General features: G+C 51.4%; 15 protein-coding genes. 14 read left to right on the forward strand and 1 reads right to left on the reverse strand.

Features of this window, described 5'->3' with window-relative positions; genetic code table 11:
• The first annotated feature begins 34 nt into the window (after positions 1-34).
• Positions 35-1,132: a GerAB/ArcD/ProY family transporter gene (locus A3844_RS12030; RefSeq protein WP_074087535.1), complete on the forward strand. Its 1,098-nt coding sequence runs from the start codon at positions 35-37 to the stop codon at positions 1,130-1,132.
• Positions 1,133-1,134: 2 nt separating this feature from the next.
• On the opposite strand, the gene A3844_RS12035 is transcribed toward A3844_RS12030, so the two are convergent.
• A complete protein-coding gene (locus tag A3844_RS12035; RefSeq protein ID WP_074102428.1) occupies positions 1,135-1,362 on the reverse strand; it encodes a YczF family membrane protein in 228 nt (75 codons plus the stop codon).
• A gap of 210 nt (positions 1,363-1,572) precedes the next feature.
• Here A3844_RS12035 and A3844_RS12040 point away from each other — a divergent pair, with 210 nt between their 5' ends.
• From A3844_RS12040 to A3844_RS12100, 13 genes are all read left to right on the forward strand, one after another.
• Entirely contained in the window at positions 1,573-1,932 is a 360-nt protein-coding gene (locus A3844_RS12040) for a (2Fe-2S) ferredoxin domain-containing protein (protein WP_074107516.1), read from the forward strand.
• A 110-nt stretch (positions 1,933-2,042) separates the two neighbouring features.
• Positions 2,043-2,984 (forward strand): carbohydrate ABC transporter permease, encoded by a 942-nt coding sequence (locus A3844_RS12045; protein WP_074087538.1) that lies wholly within the window; start codon positions 2,043-2,045, stop codon positions 2,982-2,984.
• Between the two features lie 23 nt (positions 2,985-3,007).
• Complete coding sequence (locus A3844_RS12050; protein WP_074087539.1) at positions 3,008-3,847, forward strand: carbohydrate ABC transporter permease; 840 nt, start codon at positions 3,008-3,010, stop codon at positions 3,845-3,847.
• A gap of 109 nt (positions 3,848-3,956) precedes the next feature.
• Positions 3,957-5,366 carry an ABC transporter substrate-binding protein gene (locus A3844_RS12055; protein WP_074107517.1) on the forward strand — a complete coding sequence of 470 codons (1,410 nt, stop codon included), beginning with the start codon at positions 3,957-3,959 and terminating at the stop codon, positions 5,364-5,366.
• A 132-nt stretch (positions 5,367-5,498) separates the two neighbouring features.
• Entirely contained in the window at positions 5,499-7,313 is a 1,815-nt protein-coding gene (locus A3844_RS12060) for a cache domain-containing sensor histidine kinase (RefSeq protein WP_074107518.1), read from the forward strand.
• Complete coding sequence (locus tag A3844_RS12065; protein WP_074107519.1) at positions 7,306-8,913, forward strand: response regulator transcription factor; 1,608 nt, start codon at positions 7,306-7,308, stop codon at positions 8,911-8,913. The genes A3844_RS12060 and A3844_RS12065 overlap by 8 nt, the downstream gene beginning before the upstream one ends.
• A gap of 29 nt (positions 8,914-8,942) precedes the next feature.
• The gene (locus A3844_RS12070) at positions 8,943-10,751 is read left to right on the forward strand and encodes a heparinase II/III family protein (RefSeq protein ID WP_074107520.1); all 1,809 of its coding nucleotides are present in this window, start codon (positions 8,943-8,945) and stop codon (positions 10,749-10,751) included.
• Between the two features lie 34 nt (positions 10,752-10,785).
• A complete protein-coding gene (locus tag A3844_RS12075; protein WP_074107616.1) occupies positions 10,786-11,922 on the forward strand; it encodes a glycoside hydrolase family 88 protein in 1,137 nt (378 codons plus the stop codon).
• A gap of 25 nt (positions 11,923-11,947) precedes the next feature.
• Complete coding sequence (locus tag A3844_RS12080) at positions 11,948-13,876, forward strand: DUF2264 domain-containing protein (protein WP_074107521.1); 1,929 nt, start codon at positions 11,948-11,950, stop codon at positions 13,874-13,876.
• A 167-nt stretch (positions 13,877-14,043) separates the two neighbouring features.
• Positions 14,044-14,853: a GNAT family N-acetyltransferase gene (locus A3844_RS12085; protein WP_074087545.1), complete on the forward strand. Its 810-nt coding sequence runs from the start codon at positions 14,044-14,046 to the stop codon at positions 14,851-14,853.
• 96 nt (positions 14,854-14,949) lie between these two features.
• A complete protein-coding gene (locus A3844_RS12090; RefSeq protein WP_074107522.1) occupies positions 14,950-16,104 on the forward strand; it encodes an AI-2E family transporter in 1,155 nt (384 codons plus the stop codon).
• Positions 16,105-16,123: 19 nt separating this feature from the next.
• Positions 16,124-17,632: a carboxylesterase/lipase family protein gene (locus A3844_RS12095; protein WP_074107523.1), complete on the forward strand. Its 1,509-nt coding sequence runs from the start codon at positions 16,124-16,126 to the stop codon at positions 17,630-17,632.
• Positions 17,633-18,595 carry an alpha/beta hydrolase gene (locus A3844_RS12100; protein WP_074107524.1) on the forward strand — a complete coding sequence of 321 codons (963 nt, stop codon included), beginning with the start codon at positions 17,633-17,635 and terminating at the stop codon, positions 18,593-18,595.
• Positions 18,596-18,600 lie beyond the last annotated feature (5 nt).

The following is an 18,600-nucleotide window of genomic DNA, read 5'->3' on the forward strand; positions in this document are numbered from 1 at the left end:
GATTGATCTAATGAAAAGATAGGTGAGCTTTCTTATGAGAAAAGAAGTCATCGGACCCAGTCAATTGTTTGCCATGATAGTGCTGTTTGAACTGGGAACGGCCCTGGTAGTTCCTATAGGTCTGAAAAGCGGCCATGCGGTATGGCTGTCCATATTAATGGCCCTGCCAGGAGGAGTACTGCTCTATCTGATCTACTACGATCTGTATCGTCAGTTTCCCGAACTGATCATGAGCGGATATACACAAAAAATACTGGGTAAGGCCATTGGCTGGCCGCTGAGTCTGCTGTATATTCCGGTGCTGATGTTCAACGGCTCCCGTAATTTACGGGAGGCTGGAGATCTGTTAATCTCGTCTACTTACGACCGGACTCCGATCCTGGTTATCAATGCAATTATGGTAATTGCGGTCATGTACATCCTGAACAAGGGGATTGAGGTATTCGCCAGGACAGCGGAAATTTATTTTTGGATCATCATGATCATGGGGCTGGTCTGCAATTTTATTGTTATCGCTGCCGGACTGGTGGACGTTAAGCATTTGTTTCCCCTTCAGGCCGACGATTGGTGGGATGCGCTAAGCTCTGCCTATCCCAGCATCTGGATTTTTCCGTTTGGGGAACTGGTTTGCATGACAACGGTTCTGCCTCATTTCAACAAACCCCGAAAAGCCAAAAGAGCAGGGGTCATGGCAGTGATCCTAAGCGGGCTGCTGCTCACTTTCACCCATGCCATTGAAATATCCGTACTTGGAGAAAATATATATAGTAGAGCGGCCTTTCCCATTTATACGACGATCACGCTGGTAAACGTGGCTAACTTTATCCAGCGTCTGGATGCCTTAGTCATTTTGACCCTGATCATCGGTGTTTTCTTTAAAATGTCGATCTATTGTTACGCAGCGACCGTAATCACTGCAGATTTGTTTAAAGTTCAGGATTACCGGAAACTGGTTGTGCCTGTTGGAGTCATTGTATTGTTCAGTTCATTTATGAGCGCTGAGAATTACACTAGTCACTTGAATGAAGGGAGAGCGTTTCTGAAATACATTCTTCCGCTCCTCTGCGCGGTAATTCCTATTCTGCTGTTCCTTGTCCACCATGTGCGCAAACGGTTCGGCTGGTACCGGTAGCCTCAATGGCCGGGTTTCTTTTTCCTGTTGTAAGCATCCATCCCTAGTTGGATAAACGGAAGTAAGAAGAATATAATGATCACGGTCAGCTCCTCGAAGGTAGTGGTGTTGAAGATCGAGGTAAGAAAGCTGAACGACATGGAGAATGGGGTTCCGGTTAACCAATCCACGGATATTGATATAGTCAAGCCCAATAAGCCAAGTACGGCGTAAATATACAGAATTTTCATTTGGTTTGTTCTCCTTTTCTTTTTTGTAATGGCCTTGAGGACCCGGCAAGCAAAAGATATTATCCCCATCTAATGAGGCTGGTAACCAAGACTTTGTCCTCCGCACTCCAGGAAACCGATTGTACGCTATTGACGGGCATCCGGTGAATGGCTAGAGTTTAGAATGATCCTTATGCGGGGTATTAGTGTTCAAAAGGGGGTATATATTTAATGACGACCTGGAATCTGCAAGGAACGGTTAATCATTTGCTGATCTGCGGCGGCAGCAGCTGCAGAAAGAATAAAGGCGAAGAAGTGGCTGATGCCATTGAGGATGAAATTGAGAAACAGGGAGCGGCAAGTAAGATACATACCACAGTAACCGAGTGTAACGGAAGATGCTCGGACGCCTGTATAGTGATCTCATACCCGGAGGGAGTCTGGTATAGGGAGATGACGCCCAAGGCGGGCAAAAAGCTGGTGCGGAAGGTGCTCCAAGGGGAACAACTGGAGGATCATATCCTCTATACCTACGATGGCGGGCTGAAGGCCCGGACAGACAAGGGTGCCAAGGGTAAAAAGAAGAAGTAAAAATTATACTGAATAAGATCAAAATACCGTCAAAGCGCTGACGGTATTTTTTTTATAATGAGAACAGAGAAAAGGGATTGACCTATAACAAAACCATTGAGGTGTGAGACATGGGGCAAATTATGGAGACTTTAACGCAAAAGCCGCCGGCTGTGCGCAATCGCAAAGGCTGGTCGCTGCAAAAGGGAGAAACGCTGTCGGGGCTGCTCTTTGTAAGCCCGATGCTGATCGGGGTAACGATTCTGGTGCTGATACCGATCATTGCCACACTGGTGCTAGGCTTTGCTGACTGGAATTTTGTGCAAGGCTTTGACGGTATCCGCTGGGTAGGGCTGCAGAACTTCAGCAATCTGCTGCAGGACGACATGTTTATCCGCTCGGTGCGCAACAACTTTATCTTTCTGCTGACAGTACCGGTGTATTTGCTGGTATCCATGGTACTGGCGATATTGATCGACCGCTACGTGTATATGAAGGGTTATTTTAAAATCGCTTACTTCGTCCCTTATGTATCGATGACCGTCGCCGTAGCCATTGTATGGCAGGTACTGTTCCAGCCTTCGTACGGCCCGATTAACGAAATGCTGAAGGCTATCGGGATTGCTGATCCGCCGAAGTGGATTGCCGATCCGCATTTTGCCCTGATCTCCATTATGATGATTTCGGTCTGGATCTCCATCGGCTTCAACATGATTATCTACATCGCCGGACTCCAGTCCATTCCGAAGGATCTGTACGAGGCTGCCGAAATTGATGGAGCTAACGCCTGGACCAAATTCAGACGGATTACCTTTCCGCTATTGTCGCCCACGACCTTCTTCCTGCTTGTAACCGGCATCATTGCTACGTTTAAAGTGTTTGATGTGATCGCGGTGCTGACCCAGGGCGGCCCGATTGGCTCTACGACGATGATGGTCTGGTACTTGTATGATACAGCTTTTGTCAATCTTAAGGTTGGCTACGCTTCAGCGATTGCCGTCGTGTTGTTCCTGTTCGTCATGCTGATTACGTTCGGGCAGTGGCTGGCAGAGAAGAAATGGGTCAATTACTAGACAGAGAAGTGAGGGTTAAGCATATGGAAAAACGTCCGGGCGTCGATGGGTTGAAAATCATAGTTACGGTGGTCATGTTTGCCGGAAGTGTGCTGTTCCTGCTGCCTTTTGTATGGATGCTGGTCACCTCGTTCAAGGTGGAGTCGGAAGTATTTGCGTATCCCATCCAGTGGCTTCCGAAGGAATGGAATGCGGTTGAGAACTACAAAGCGGTCTGGTTTGGTGATTATCCGTTCACTTTATACTACTGGAATTCGATCAAGGTTGCGGTGATAACTACTGCGGCATCCTGTCTAATCTCGGCCATGGCGGCTTATGGGTTCTCCAAAATCAAGTTCCGGGCCAGCAATTTCCTGTTCATGATTGTGCTGGTAACATACATGATTCCAGGGCAGGCAATCCTGATTCCACAGTTTATTATTTACCGCAACATCGGGCTGTTCGACAGCCATTTGGGTCTGGTGCTGCTCGGAACCTTCAGTGTGCTCGGGACATTTATGCTGCGTCAGTTTTTTATGGGTCTCCACCAGGAGTTTATTGAATCGGCCAAAATCGATGGTGCCGGACATCCGCGCATTTTCTGGTCCATCGCCTTGCCTCTGGTGAAGCCTGCGGTCGCCACGTATGCGATCCTCCGGTTCATCTGGACCTGGAACGATTATCAGAATCCGCTGATCTTCATCCGGAGCGACAAATTGCTGACTCTGCCGATAGCAATCCAGAAGTTCACTTCCATGAGCGGAGAGTTCTACTCCCTGATTATGGCGGCAGCGGTGTCTGCCATCCTGCCTTTGATTATCATCTTTATCCTGGGACAAAAGAATGTCATTGAGGGCATCGCACTTGGCGGTGTAAAAGGTTAATAGAAGTAAAAATAATTCAATAAAAGTAAATATTGTTTCATGTGCCAAATGTAAGCGTATTCTATAATTCATTTGTGAGTCACTGATATTATCCAGGGAGGGTTCAATGATGGTGAAAAGAAAAGGTTGGTCCGGGGCGATTGCAGGGGTTCTGCTGTTAAGCCTGCTGGCGGGCTGCGGCGGGAATAACAGCAATAATAGTACAAATGGCGGGGCGAACACAGATGCGGGCAAAGCAACGAACGGAGCCGCAGCCGGCAATACAGAGAAAACCAACCTGCGGCTCTACACTTATGGGACAGAGGAGGCGTACAACTGGAAGCACACACTAGAAGCCTATGAAGCGGCCAATCCGGGTGTGACCATTGAACTGGTGCAGCTGAGTGAAAAGGGCGATACCCAAGAAGCCTTCAAAAAGCTGGATCTGGAGGCGGCCTCCTCCGCGCCGATGGATATCCTGATGTTCAGTGACGCAGCGGGATATGCCCAGCGGATTGCGCTGGGGATGGCGGAACCGTTGGACGAGTATATCGCCAAGGACGGCTTCAAGGTAGAAGAAGATTATAAAGTGGATACCCATTTGGATGGCAAGGTCTATGCGCTGCCGGGCAAATTCAATCCATGGTACGTGCTGTTGAACAAGGATAATCTGGATGAAGCAGGACTTGCCGTGCCTACTGACTGGACTTGGGATGATTTTGCCGACTATGCCCAGAAGCTGACGAAGGGCGAAGGAGCAGAGAAGCGTTACGGGGCATACTTCCACGGTCCGCAGGCAGGTGGCTGGATGGAATTCCTGAAGCTGAAGATGGAGAACCAGCCGCAGAACTCCGAGTTTCTGAAGGCGGACGGAACCTCCGATCTGGATGATCCGAACTTCAAGGCGACGCTTGAGCTGAGAATGAGAATGGAAAAGGAAGATAAGTCTTCCGTTCCTTATTCGGACATGATCTCCCAGAAGCTGGCTTACCGCACCCAGTTCTTCAACCAGTCTGCCAGCATGATTCTAATCGGAAGCTGGATGAACACGGAAATCGGCGGTACAGAAAAGGTGCCTTTGAACTTTAATGTAGCCGTAGCCCCATTTCCTAAGAACAATGCTGCTGATGAAAAGGGTCTGACACCGGTGACTACGGACTATGTGTCCGTTGCCGCCAAATCCAAAAACAAGGAAGCGGCCTATAAATTTGTCCGCTGGTATACAACCGAAGGCCAGCTTGTCCAAGGCAAGAACATTCCGGCCTGGAGCAAGGTAACGAGCGATCAGGTGGAGGGGATTATTGATACGATCCTGGCCGGTACCAAGAATCCGGAGAAGGTTGACAAGAAATCTCTCGTTGACACGCTTGTGGCTTCCAAAGCATCGGCGATCATTCCGCCGGCTACGTACCAGGCAGAGGTGTACAAAGCCATTAACGAGGAGTATGAGAAGATGATCCTCGGGGATCAGGATGTGGATACAACCATCAAGAATTCCCAAGACCGTGTGAATAAAATAATTGCAGCCAATAAAAAATAATTTGCTATAATCATTTCATAGAATGTATACAAGATGAGAATATATTTCCCGCAGAAACGGAAGTCCTTTTTCGCTGGAGGGCCAAGCCGTTTCTGCTTGTTTCAGGGGTACTTATTGAAGGGGGACACCGCTATGATCAGCAGACTCAGGGAGCTCGCCCCCAAATCGATCCGTCATAAGCTGATTGTCGCATCCATTGCCTGTATTCTGGTTCCTGCCGCGCTCACACTGCTGATCTACAATTCATTAACCCAGGAGGCCGTCAAACGGCAAGCTATTGCAAATGCAGAAGATTCCTTACAGCTGGTGAACGGCTCAGTGACGAACAGCCTGAAAGGGATGCTGACCATCGCCAATTATGTCCAGACCAATCCCGGTTTGAAAGCGTATTTCAAGCTTGCTGCAGCCAATAATGTAAGCGGTAACGAATATCAGAGGTTTATGGATCAGAACCGTGTGCTCGAACAGCTGGATACCCTTACTGTTGTTGGTCAGAACAGTTATGTAACAATTCTGCTGACCAACGATAAATATTATATGAATTATTCTGTTAGCGATTACAATCCGCTCGAGTTGAAGAAGAAGCCCTGGTTCCGCAAGATGACAGAGCTGAAGGGGCTGGAGTCCTACTGGGCGGGTGTAGAGCCCACTGAATTGGCCTACGACAAGTTTGATCATCCGTATCAGGTGACGGTGGCCCGAACGCTGCGCCTCGATAGCACCGAGATCTATGGGTATGCCGTTGTGACCATTATGGAGGATCAGCTTCATGATATTTTCGGCAATCTGTCGGCAGGACAGAAAGTGGTTCTGCTGGATGGAGAGAACCATATTGTCTCCGGGGGAGATCCGGAGAGTATTGGCAAACCGTTTCCGTATGTGAACGCCGTGAATTCTTTGCAGGCTTCAGAGGTCGTTGCCATTGCCGGGGAGCGCTATCTTGTTGTTCAGCAGCAGCTGTCCTTCAACGGCTGGCGGCTGGTACTGATGCAGCCTTACAAGGAGAGCATCGTAGATATCAGTTCTATATTTAATCGTGTGTTTGTCATCCAGCTGATCTCCTTCTTCGTCTTCCTGCTGCTGCTCATTACTCTGGTCCGTGCCTTTACGAAACCGCTGGTAAGGCTCGGCAAAGTAACAACTGCAGTGCAGCGCGGGAACCTGCTGGTACGCTCCGGAGTCCGGGGTAATGATGAAATCGGGCGGCTGGGGCTGATGTTCGACCAGATGCTGGACCGGGTCAAGGAAATGATCGCAGAAGTCTCTGACACCCAGGCCCGTAAACGAAAAGCGGAGCTGAAAATGCTCCAGGCTCAGATCAACCCTCATTTTTTGTTCAATGTGCTGAACTCGATCCGTATGAAGGTCATGAAGCGAGGTGATCCGGAGAGCGCCAAAATGATCAGCTCCCTGTCCATGCTGCTGCGGATGACGATCAGCCGTGAAGAGGATGAGATTTTTCTGCATGAAGAGATTGATCTGGTCTCCCACTATGTCAGCCTGATGAATCTGCGCCAGAAGGAGGAGGCCCGGGTACAGCTGGATATTGATCCCAGGGCGTTTCTGATTAAGGTCCCGCGCTTTTTCCTTCAGCCGCTGGTTGAGAACGCGCTCATTCATGGGCTCAGCCAGCAGCCGGGGGTGATCAGCATCCGTGCGGATGTGGAGGAGAGCTATACGGTCCTGTCTGTAACCGACAACGGCCTAGGGATGAATGAAGTCAGGCTAGAGAGTATAGCAGGACGGATGCAGTCCGCAGGAACGGAGATGAGCTCCGGTCACGAAGAGCCCAAAGGTTCTTTCTCCGGGATGGGTATGTCCAATGTAGTGGAACGGATGCGGATGCTGTTCGGTGAGGATTTTGTCATCAATGTTCGCAGTGAAATCGGCAGCGGGACCACGATAGAGATGCATATTCCGCACAGGGAGGAGATACGGGATGTATAAGGTGATGCTCGTGGATGACGATTATCCGGTGATCGAGCTGTTGTCCGAGAGTATCTGCTGGGGGGAGCTTGGCTTACGCCTGATGGGTACGCATGAGAACGGAGAGAGTGCCTGGGAGCATGCACAGCAGGAGATACCAGATATTCTGATTACAGATATCGGCATGCCGCGAATGAATGGACTTGAGCTGTCCGCCCGTATCAAGGAGCTGAGGCCGGGTGTGCGGATCGCGATTTTATCCTGCCACAATGAATTTCAATACGCCCAGCAGGCGATGCGCCTCAATGTGCAGGATTATTTGCTAAAAGATGCGCTGGACCCGGAGGATCTTGTGCAGTTGCTGTGCAGATTCAAGGAATCCATGGATGAAGAGAACCGCGCAGGCTGGGAGACCTCCCGCATCCGGCAGCTGTTCGGAGAGACTAAGGAGCTGCGCAAGGAGCGGAGCATCAAGAATTTCATCCATCAGCCGCTGCTGTCACCGGAGACATGGCTGGCTGAGGCTGCTGAATACGGACTGTTCCAGCCGGGGGAATTCTGTCTGCCTGTTATTGCCTACCTGGAGGATTACCGGCATGTGAAATACCGTTTCTCCTCAGATCAGACGCTGCATTTTGCTGTGAGTAATGTGATGAATGAAGTGCTGGACGGGATGAAGCCGCGCGGACTTTATATTGGCTACAATGTCAAATCTTCGTTCCTGCTGTTCTCCTACCGGCCTGGTCTGCAGGGTAATATTTATGCGGAAGCCGCAGCCGGGCTGAAGATTCTCCAGTCTACCCTGTCGAAGGTACTGAAGGTCCGCATGTCCTTCATTACCGGAGAGGGCACCGGAACACCGGAAGGACTTAAGCAGCAGTTGAATGGGCTGCTGAACGCCGAAGAGCAGCGTTTTTATCTGATGCCAGGGGATACCGTTCCGCGTAAGTCTGCCAATAGCACCCCCGCGGTGAGCAATTTGTTTGCACATTATGATCAGGCTGCCGCGGAGCTGCGGGAGGTACTGCTGGGCAGGAATGCACAGCAGGCGCGTACCGTGTCCGACAAGTGGATCTCATTGATCCGGGAAGAGCGGTATCCTCCGGAGACGGTCAAGGACTGGACGCTGAAGCTGCTGCTCGACCTGAAGCTGAAGCTGCACTCCCTCCAGTTCATCCGTCCAGCATATTCGGCGGATACGCTGCACAAAGAGATCGTGGATATCGATTCACTGCCATCCCTGCGGGAATGGCTGGATAATCATCTGGAATCCATTGTTGCGGCGAAGGGGGCTGGCGCCGGGGGCAGCAAAAGGACCGAAGTCACCGAGGCCTGTCAATATGTTTCCCTTCGCCTGGGAACACGGATCAGTCTGGATGAGGTAGCAGATCATCTCCATTTGAACGCCAGCTATTTTAGCAGGCTGTTCAAGAAGGAGACAGGCACTACTTTTATTGAATATGTAACAAAACTAAAAATGGAAAGAGCCAAGGAACTGCTGGATGGAACAAATTCTACAGTTGGCGAGATCTGTGAACAACTGGGATATGACAACCAGAGCTATTTTATCAAGACTTTTAAGGTGCATGCAGGAGTAACGCCCGTTGAATACCGTGGGTAGCCATGTATCGTAGAGAGAGGCGACATAAGATGCTAAGATCCGAACTGCTTGCAACCGTACAGAATATGGAGCCAGCCGATACCCGACTGTATTATCCTAATGGGGATTCAGCCAGATTCTGGTCTACGGTAAGGAATTCACCGCTATATGCGGAGGAGGTCGCAGAAATTCGTGCAGAAGGGAACAGGCTCAGAGGGGAAAAAGCACCTGAGCTTACCTATGATTTGTTTACAGTTTTTGCCCGCACCGGGTCCAGACTGGAGTATGAACGGCCCTATTTTGAGCGCAGGAGAATGCTGAACACGTCAGTACTGCTGTCTCTGCTGGAACCGGAGCAGGAAACCCATATCCATGCGGTTTGCGAGATGATATGGAGCATCTGCAACGAATACACATGGTGTCTGCCAGCCCATACCGGCAATAGCGGTATCCCGGAAACGATTGATCTGTTCTCGGCTGAAACCGGTTTTGCACTGAGTGAGATCAGCTGTCTGCTTGGGGACAGGCTTCCTGTTCTACTACATACGAGAATCAAAGAAGAGGTACAGAGACGGTTGTTCGGACCTTATCTGAACTCCGGGCCTTATCACTGGGAGACGGCAACGCATAACTGGGCAGCGGTCTGCTCGGGATCGGTCGGTGCGGCAGCGATGCTGATGCTGAAGGACCCGGAGATGCTTGCGGATATCCTGTTCAAGGTACAGGGGACAATGGAGTATTATCTGCAGGGCTTCGGTGAAGACGGTGCCTGCCTGGAAGGGATGGGCTACTGGAATTATGGTTTTGGCTATTTCGTATATTATGCTGACCTGCTCCGCCGCAGAAGCCGGGGAGAACTGGATTGGTTCCGGCTGGAGAAGGTGAAGAGCATCGCTGCATTCCAGCAGAAATGTTTTCTTGGCGGCAATGTCGTGGCCAACTTCTCCGATTCGCAGCAGAGAGTCAGCGTGTCTTTGGGACTCAGCCACTATCTGGGCGCCATCTATTCTGAAGTGGAATCGCCGCCTGTTTCGATTAGGGCTTCATATACGGAGGACCACTGCAGCCGCTGGGCACCGGCGGTGCGGAACCTGATCTGGCGTAGTCCGGTGGACAGCCGGAGCGAGTGGACCAGCAGCAGCAGCTATTTACCGGATGCGGAATGGCTGGTTACCCGGAAGATTACTCCGGCCGGGGTATTCGGTTTCGCCGCCAAAGGCGGAAATAACGACGAGCCGCACAATCATAATGATCTTGGCCAATTTATTCTGCTGGGGGATGATACGGTCTATCTCTCTGATCTCGGCAGCGGAGAGTACACGGCAGGATATTTCGGTGCAGAGCGGTATACCTATGATTGTAACGGTTCTCAGGGGCACAGTGTGCCTATTATTGACGGGCAGCTACAGCTGCCGGGAGCCGGGGCTTGTGCCAAAGTGCTGGAAGCTGAGGCAGGGGGGGATGAGAGTGTGCTGAAGCTGGATTTGACCGCTGCTTACGGGTACGGACCGCTGGAACGGCTGACGCGGTCGTTCAGTTGGCAGACCGCAGACATCCTTCCTGCACTTACGATGACCGACGATTTCCGGTTTGCCGAAGCCCCGGCGGCGCTGATGGAACGGCTAGTGACCTTCTGCCAGCCTGTGCTGGAGGAGGGCAGTGTTCTGCTGCGGGGCACGGGAGGAAAAGGTTTGCGTATCCTCTATAATACCGGTGCGCTCAGACCAGAGATTTCGGAGCATGTCTACAGCGATCATTTTGGCGAGGCTAGGACCTGGTACGGAATGGATTTCTACACCACGGGGAAACCAGGCAAGCAGGAAAGCTATGAATTCGAGTTTCAGTTCATGGAGACATGATCAATTCCAAATGAATGAATGGCGGTGGCTAAAGATGATAGCAGAAACAAAACATGCGTGGGCAGAAGAAGCATGGCATCAGGCGCTGAAGAAGACACAGCAGAACAGCTTGCGGATCGGCGCAGGCTTCCCTCATGCGAGTCGGGGCGGACAATATGTACTGGAGCAGCCGTTCTGGTGGACGGCAGGCTTCTGGCCGGGTCAGCTGTGGCTTTTGTATAACGACAGCAGGGATGAGTCCTTGCGGGCTTTGGCCGAGCAATGCGAGGAACAGCTGGACCAAGTGCTGAATGAGTATGTCCGTCTGGACCATGATTTGGGCTTCATGTGGACCTTAACCAGTGTGGCTTCCTACAAGCTTCTCGGCAATGAGGTCTCCAGGATCAGAGCGTTGAAGGCGGCGAATTACCTGGCGGCCCGCTTCAACCTGAAGGGCAGCTATATCCGCGCCTGGAACCCCTGGTATGAAGGTGAAGACAACAGAGGTTATGCAATTATTGATTGTGCCATGAACATGCCGCTGCTCTTCTGGGCGGCGGAGGTGACCGGAGACCCGCGCTACCGTCACATTGCTGAAGCGCATATGGATACGGTAGTGAAGCATTTCATCCGCCCGGACGGCTCAGTCTATCACATTGTCCGTTTCGATCCGGAGAGCGGGGAGTTCATCGAAGGCATTGGCGGTCAGGGTTATGCGCCGGAGTCTGCCTGGTCCAGAGGAACGGCTTGGGCCATCTACGGCCTGGCGCTTGCTTACCATCATACCGGCAAAACCGAATACTTGCATACGGCCCAGAAGGTGGCCCATTTCTTCCTGGCGCGCCTGCCGGAGGATCATGTGCCGCATTGGGATTTTCGCGCAGCCGGTGAAGCACGGAACTTCCGGGATTCCTCGGCAGGAGCCTGTGCCGCAAGCGGGCTGCTCCTCCTCGCAGACAAGCTTGGCGAACTCGAGGCGCCGGTATACCGGGAACCTGCGGTCCGGATATTGGAATCGTTATACCGCAATTACGGCACTTGGGACAATGAGGCTGAGGAGGGTCTGATTCTCCATGGTACAAGCAATTACCCGGCTGGCACGAATATTGACGTACCCTTGATTTATGGGGACTTCTTCTATGTCGAAGGGCTGGCACGGCTGACGGGCAAGGGACCTTACTATTGGGAGTAAAAGAAACAGTTAGGGAGTGGTATTGATGGGCAGCCAACTGCAGCGGACAAAAACCAATTCGCTGGAGCAACTAAAGGCTAATCCGCTGATCACCAAAGCGGACCTGCAGGAAGCCTTCCTGCAGCTTGCCCATCCGCTGAAGCCACACTACAGCGATGGGCATGCCCGCGTGAAGCTGGGCGTAACCGGAGTCCATTATGGTCCGGATATTGCGGAAATGGAGGGCTTTTCCCGGGTGCTGTGGGGATTTGTGCCTTTTCTCGCCGGAGGCGGGGAGAATGACATGTGGGAACTGATCCTGGATGGCATCAGGAACGGTACTGATCCCGGACATAAGGAATATTGGGGAGAGGTCGCTGACTATGACCAGCGGCTTGTGGAAATGGCGGCGTTCGGTTATGCGCTGTCGATGATCCCGGAGCGGATCTGGACTCCACTGAACGGCCAGGAGCGCGCCAATCTGTACGCCTGGCTGAATCAGATGAATGCACATCCCTGCTACGATTGCAATTGGCTCTTCTTCAACGTGCTGGTGAATCTGGGCTTCCGCACAGCCGGGCTGCCTTATGACGGGCAGCAGCTCGAGAACAACCTGCGCCGGATTGATGATTTCTATCTCTCGGATGGCTGGTACAGCGATGGAATCGGCGGGCATATTGATTATTATGTTCCGTTTGCCATCCACTTCTACGGCCTGTTGTACGCAAAGCTGATGGGTGATGAAGATCCTGAGCGTTCCCGTGTGTTCAAAGAGCGTTCCGGGAAGTTCGCCGAAGAATTCATCCATTGGTTTGCCGGGGACGGCTCGGCTCTTCCGTATGGAAGAAGTCTGGCGTACCGGTTTGCGCAGTCTGCTTTCTGGGGTGCGCTGGCTTTTGCTGAAGTAGAGACAATGCCCTACGGGGTGATCAAGGGACTGATCCTGCGCAACATGCGCTGGTGGCTGAAGCAGGATATCCTGAATGAAGAGGGCGTACTGACCATCGGCTATGCTTATCCGAACCTGGTGATGGCCGAGAACTATAATTCACCGGGCTCGCCTTACTGGTCTCTGAAGTTCTTCATGCCGCTTGCGCTGGAGGACAATCACCCCTTTTGGCTGTCTGAAGAGCTGCCGCTTCCTGAACTGAAAACGCTGGCTGTACAGCAGCCTGCACATTTGGTCATTTGCCGCCAGCCCGAGACGGATCATGTGGCAGCTTTCAACAGCGGTCATCTCTCGACCAATGAGCATACACACACTTCTGCCAAGTATGAGAAATTCGTATATTCCACGGCCTTTGGCTTCAGTGTGCCCCGCTCGGAATGGGGGATTGCCCAGGGCGCGTTCGATTCCACGCTGGCGCTTAGCGAGGCGGGGGATAATCTGTACCGGGTACGCCGGCAAAATATAGAGACACGGATTGAAGACAATATCCTGTACTCCCGCTGGAAGCCTTGGGCGAATGTGGAGGTGCAGACCTGGGTGGTTGCCGGTCTTCCGTGGCATATCCGCATTCACCGCGTGCAGACGGGGCGGGCCTTGGATGCGGCAGAAGGCGGATATGCCGTGGCCCTGGAGCCGGCATTTCAGGAGCTCCGCTCCGCTGACGGATACGCGGTGACAGCTGTCAGCAGTCATGGTGTAAGCGGAGTATTGGGGCTAGCGGGCTACCGTGAAGCCGTGATGATCCGTCCGCATACGAATACCAATGTCCTTCGTCCGCGGACGGCTATCCCGACTCTGCTGGCGGGCATTGCTCCAGGCACGCACTGGCTGGTCTCAGCTTTCTATGGGGAGCCGTGTCTGATGAGCAGTCTTGGGATGGAAGAACCCCGGAATGAAGATGGGACAGAAGCCGATGTATCTGTAAGAGATACTGACCCGCTGCTGCTTCTCGGCATCCAACTGACCGGATCTGAGATCAGAATGACATCTCATTGCGGCCGGAGTCTTGTGATCCCGCTGGTTTAAGAGACGGAAAGGACAAGCTTCGGATGAAGCTGGTAAGCTAGATAGCCTGACAAAAACTACTAGGATACGGAAAGGCCTGCTGCCAGAATAAATTGGCGGCGGGCTGTTTATTTTTGCGGGAGGGAGGTCTATGATGAAATGAAAAGGAAATTTAAGGGGGGACGGTAATGTTTGAGAGCTTTGAGACGGGAGACGAAGTGCTGCAAAGTGAGGCGTTCATGAAGGAGGAGGTTCGGTATAATCTAATCCACCGGATTACCGAATATCCTGCAGCGATCCGGCTGACCACTTCAGACCGCAAGCTGATATTCACACAATCACCGGGACATAATCCCTGGCTGTGGGTGTCCGGAGAGCTTGAGAGAGAACAGCAGGAGCGTCTTGTGCAGCAGCTAGCAGAACGGGTGCAGTTATATGAGTTTCCCGGGATTTCTGCGCAGCCGGAGATTGCGAAGACATTTGCGGAGGCTTTTTGTAACAGAAAGGGTAAGCTCTATCATACGAATATGATGCTGGAGGCATATCATTGTCCGGAGGTGTGGAAGCCTGCCGAGGTCCATGGACACCTGGAGAAAGCTAAGGCTGAACAGGTTCCCGTGATTGCTGAATTTTTGACCGGATTCATGAAGGATGCTTTTGGCGAGATGCTGCGGCCGGAGGATTTTTTGACGATAGCTGCTGAAGATGCCGCCTCCGGTGACTTGTACCTGTGGATGGCGGATCATACCCCCGTATCCATGGCAAAGATCACGCACCGTTCGGCCAGACATGCACGCATTAACGATGTGTACACCCCTGCAAGTCACCGCAAGCAAGGGTATGCGAGCGCACTGGTTGCAGCCCTTTGTGAGCACCTTCTGAGTGCAGAATTGACACCGGTACTCTACGCGGACGGCAAAAATCCGGACTCTAACAAAGTCTACAGGTCGATCGGGTTTATGAACGCAGGCCAAATTACTGACCTCAAGTTTGATTAAAAGGAAATTTGACTTGCTCCCCCCGTGTTAACTATGCTAATACAAAGTGCAAATAAACACATAGGATGAAGCAATTGTGTTAAGGGGGCTTGAGTGATGGAGAGGCTGCAGGTATGGCCGGAAAAGTTCAAGAAGTTTTTTCTGAATAACCGATTTGTGGTAACGCTGCTGATCGTACTGCTGATCGGTGTAAATATTCTGGTATTTGCCAAAATCCCGTTTATCTTTAAACCGATTTCAGTCTTGCTGCATACCGTGGCGGCACCTCTGCTGTTATCGGGGATTGCCTACTATCTGTTGAACCCTCTGGTGGACCGGTTAGAGCGGCGGAGCAAGATCAGACGGCCTTATGGCATCGTTATTCTGTATCTGATCATCGGCGGAATTATAACCCTGATCCTGCTTACGGTAATCCCGATGATCCGCACCCAGCTGGTAGGCCTGATTGATAATTTTCCTAAATACAGTGATCAGATCCAACAGGAATTCATCAACCTGACCGGCAGCAAGCTATTTGGACAGATTCAGGAGAATGTGGGGACGGATGTCACTGACCTTACAAGCAAAGTCACATCGTGGGGCACTTCTTTCCTGAACAATGCGTTGAACGGTGTAGGCAACTTTGTAGGAGCGCTGACGGAGATTGTGCTTGCCCTGGTAACTACCCCATTTATTCTATTCTACCTGCTGCGCGACGGCAAAAGGCTGCCGGATTATTTGATGAGATTTATTCCTACGGCATTGCAGCCTCAGACCCGCATGGTCATGTCAGAGATGAACAGCCAGGTGGCGTCCTATATTCGGGGACAGATTATTGTCAGCTGCTGCATCGGCGCCTTGCTCTACATCGGATATTTAATTATCGGGCTTGAATATTCGCTGGTTCTGGCGATTGTCGCTGCCTGTACAGCGGTTGTACCTTATCTGGGACCCGCAATTGCCATTACTCCGGCCCTGATCGTAGCGCTGGTAACGTCTCCGTTCATGCTGCTGAAAATGCTGTTCGTATGGACGGCTGTTCAATTGATCGAAGGCAAGTTCATCTCTCCGCAGATCATGGGCAAGTCGCTGAAGATACATCCGATTACCATCATTTTTGTCATTATTTTTGCCGGTAAAATGTTCGGTGTGCTCGGAATCATTCTGGCCGTACCGGGATATGCCGTACTGAAAGTGGTCGTTACCCATGTCTTCCAGTGGTTCCGTTTCCGCTCCGGACTCTATATACAGATTGAAGATAACAAGGAATAACAGGAAGAGGTAGATTGATATGACAGCACCACTGGTTACAACATTATACGGAAAACTGCTGGGAGCCGAAGAGGAGGGTGTGAAGGTATGGCGCGGGATTCCTTTTGCTGCACCTCCAGTCGGGAAGCTGCGGTTTCGCGCGCCTCAGCCGCCTCAGCCGTGGGATAGCGTCAGAGAGGCCCTTTCATTCAGTCCGGTAAGCCATCAGCCTGTGAGCACCAGTAGTACACGGTTTGGCGGTACATCCCCGGACTACTCGGAAGACTGTCTATATCTGAATGTCTGGTCTCCTGCGGAAGCGGGGGAGAGCTTGCCGGTGATGGTCTGGATACATGGGGGAACCTTTGTGACCGGATCCGGCAGTCAGCCGATGTTCGACGGTACCCGGATGGCCCGCAACGGCAAGGTTGTTCTGGTTACTATAAATTACCGGCTGGGGCCGTTCGGATTCGTACATATGTCCCCATTCAGCAGTGAGTTCGCTTCAAATGCGGGTCTGCTGGACCAGATTGCGGCCCTGAAGTGGGTACAGGGCAACATAAGCGCTTTCGGTGGCGATCCACAGCGTGTTACCGTCTTTGGAGAATCAGCGGGCAGCATGAGCATTGCTGCGCTGCTGGCAATGCCCGCCGCGCAGGGGCTGTTCGCAGGGGCTATTATGGAGAGCGGGGCCGGGCAGACGTTGCAGCCGGAGCAGGGCCAAGAGATTGCAGCGGCTCTGCTGGCTGAGCTGGGGCTTACTCCAGGCAGTGATTTGGAGGTATTGGATAACCTTCCGGCGGAGCAGATCCTGGAAGCGGCGGCGCGGATGACTTACAAGCTGTCCGGTGAAGCGCTCAGCATGTTTTTCCAGCCGGTTATCGAGCCTATGACGGTGCCTGCTGATCCTGCTGAAGCTATAGCGGGTGGGTCGGCACAAGGAATTCCGCTGCTGATCGGTACCAATCTGCACGAGGGAAATCTGTTTTTCCGGGAAGAACGTCCGGGGGAGAGCTTCGAGCAATCGCTCAAAGCACTGGAAATGCTTATGGGTATTGACGATCTGGCGGAGCTTGCCGTCGATTATCCGAAGTCCTGGGAGGGGCAGGCGGAGCTCCTGACGGACCTCTTTTTCTGGGGCAGTTCAATTGCCTTTGCGGAGACCCAGTCTGCGGCGGCACCCGTGTGGATGTACCGGTTTGACTGGACGGTTCAGGGCCATCCGCTGCTGGAGAAGGCTGTTCATGGTGCCGAAATTCTGTATGTGTTCGGCAACCTGCATCTGCTGAAGCAATATGGCTTGACGGTGACTCCAGACATGCAAAAGTTGTCCGAAACGATGCAGAAGACCTGGACGGCATTCGCACACCGGGGGGATCCATCGATTCCCGGCCTGGAATGGCCGCCGTATAGAGCGGACTCGCGGGCAACTGTTATTTTTGATGGGGAAACGCAGGTGGTGCTGGACCCGGATGCGGAGAAACGGCGGCGGTTATTTTCTGCACAGGCTAATTGGCCGAAGGTGTTTTCCGAGAAGACGGGCGAATAGATGAATACTACCACTAATCGTTTAACATACAATGAATCCGAAATATATTGGAAGCAATATCAGAAATTTTTTCCTGAGGAACTGCGAATAGCAGAAAATAACTTACCGTCTGAAGAGTGGTGGGAATGGAACGATTGTCGTATCCATCTGGATCGTATGTACGCTCCGGATTCAAAAATTAAAGTTATTTTAATTCATGGTGCAGGCGGGAATGGCAGATTATTGGCACCCTATGCGCGGATGCTACAAAAGCATGGATATGATGTTGTATCCCCTGACCTCCCTCCTTTTGGACTAAGCTACACTGAGTCATTACAATCTATGGATTACCTACATTGGATTGAAATACTTACAGAGTTGATCGAACAGGAAATCAAACGGGACGGTAAACCGATTGTGTTATTAGGGGCCAGCATTGGAGGCATGCTGGCTTATCATGTGGCTTCAAAGAGCAATCAAGTTAGAGGGTTAATTGTAACAACCTTTGTGGATACAAGTAACCCGAAAGTTCGTGACCAAATTGCCCCGAATAAGGCGATTAGTCGTTTGGGTAAATTCACAATGGATGCTTTTCCTTTGGTTTTGGATTCGTTACGAATTTCTGTTACAAAAGTATCAAGAATGGAATTAATTACAAATGATTTCGAATTGACCCAACTGATTATGAAAGATCCTCGAGCGGCCGGGACAAAAGTTACTTTGCGATTTCTAAGAAGCTTCTTAAATATGAAATCCATGATTGAACCCGAAAATTTTGATGTTTGTCCAATATTACTTATTCATCCTGAAATAGATCCAATGACGCCATTTAACTTAAGTGAACCTTTTTATAAACGGTTAAAGGGTAAAAAAGAATGTGTGATTTTAGAAGGCGCCGGGCATTTTCCGATAGAACAACCAGGTTTGGAGCAGATGAAAACGGCGGTGCTTTCTTTTTTATTTGACATCGAGAAAGCACTTTGAGCAAT

It is taken from the genome of Paenibacillus helianthi (assembly GCF_001909055.1).
GTDB classification, from domain to species: Bacteria; Bacillota; Bacilli; order Paenibacillales; family Paenibacillaceae; genus Paenibacillus_AQ; species Paenibacillus_AQ helianthi.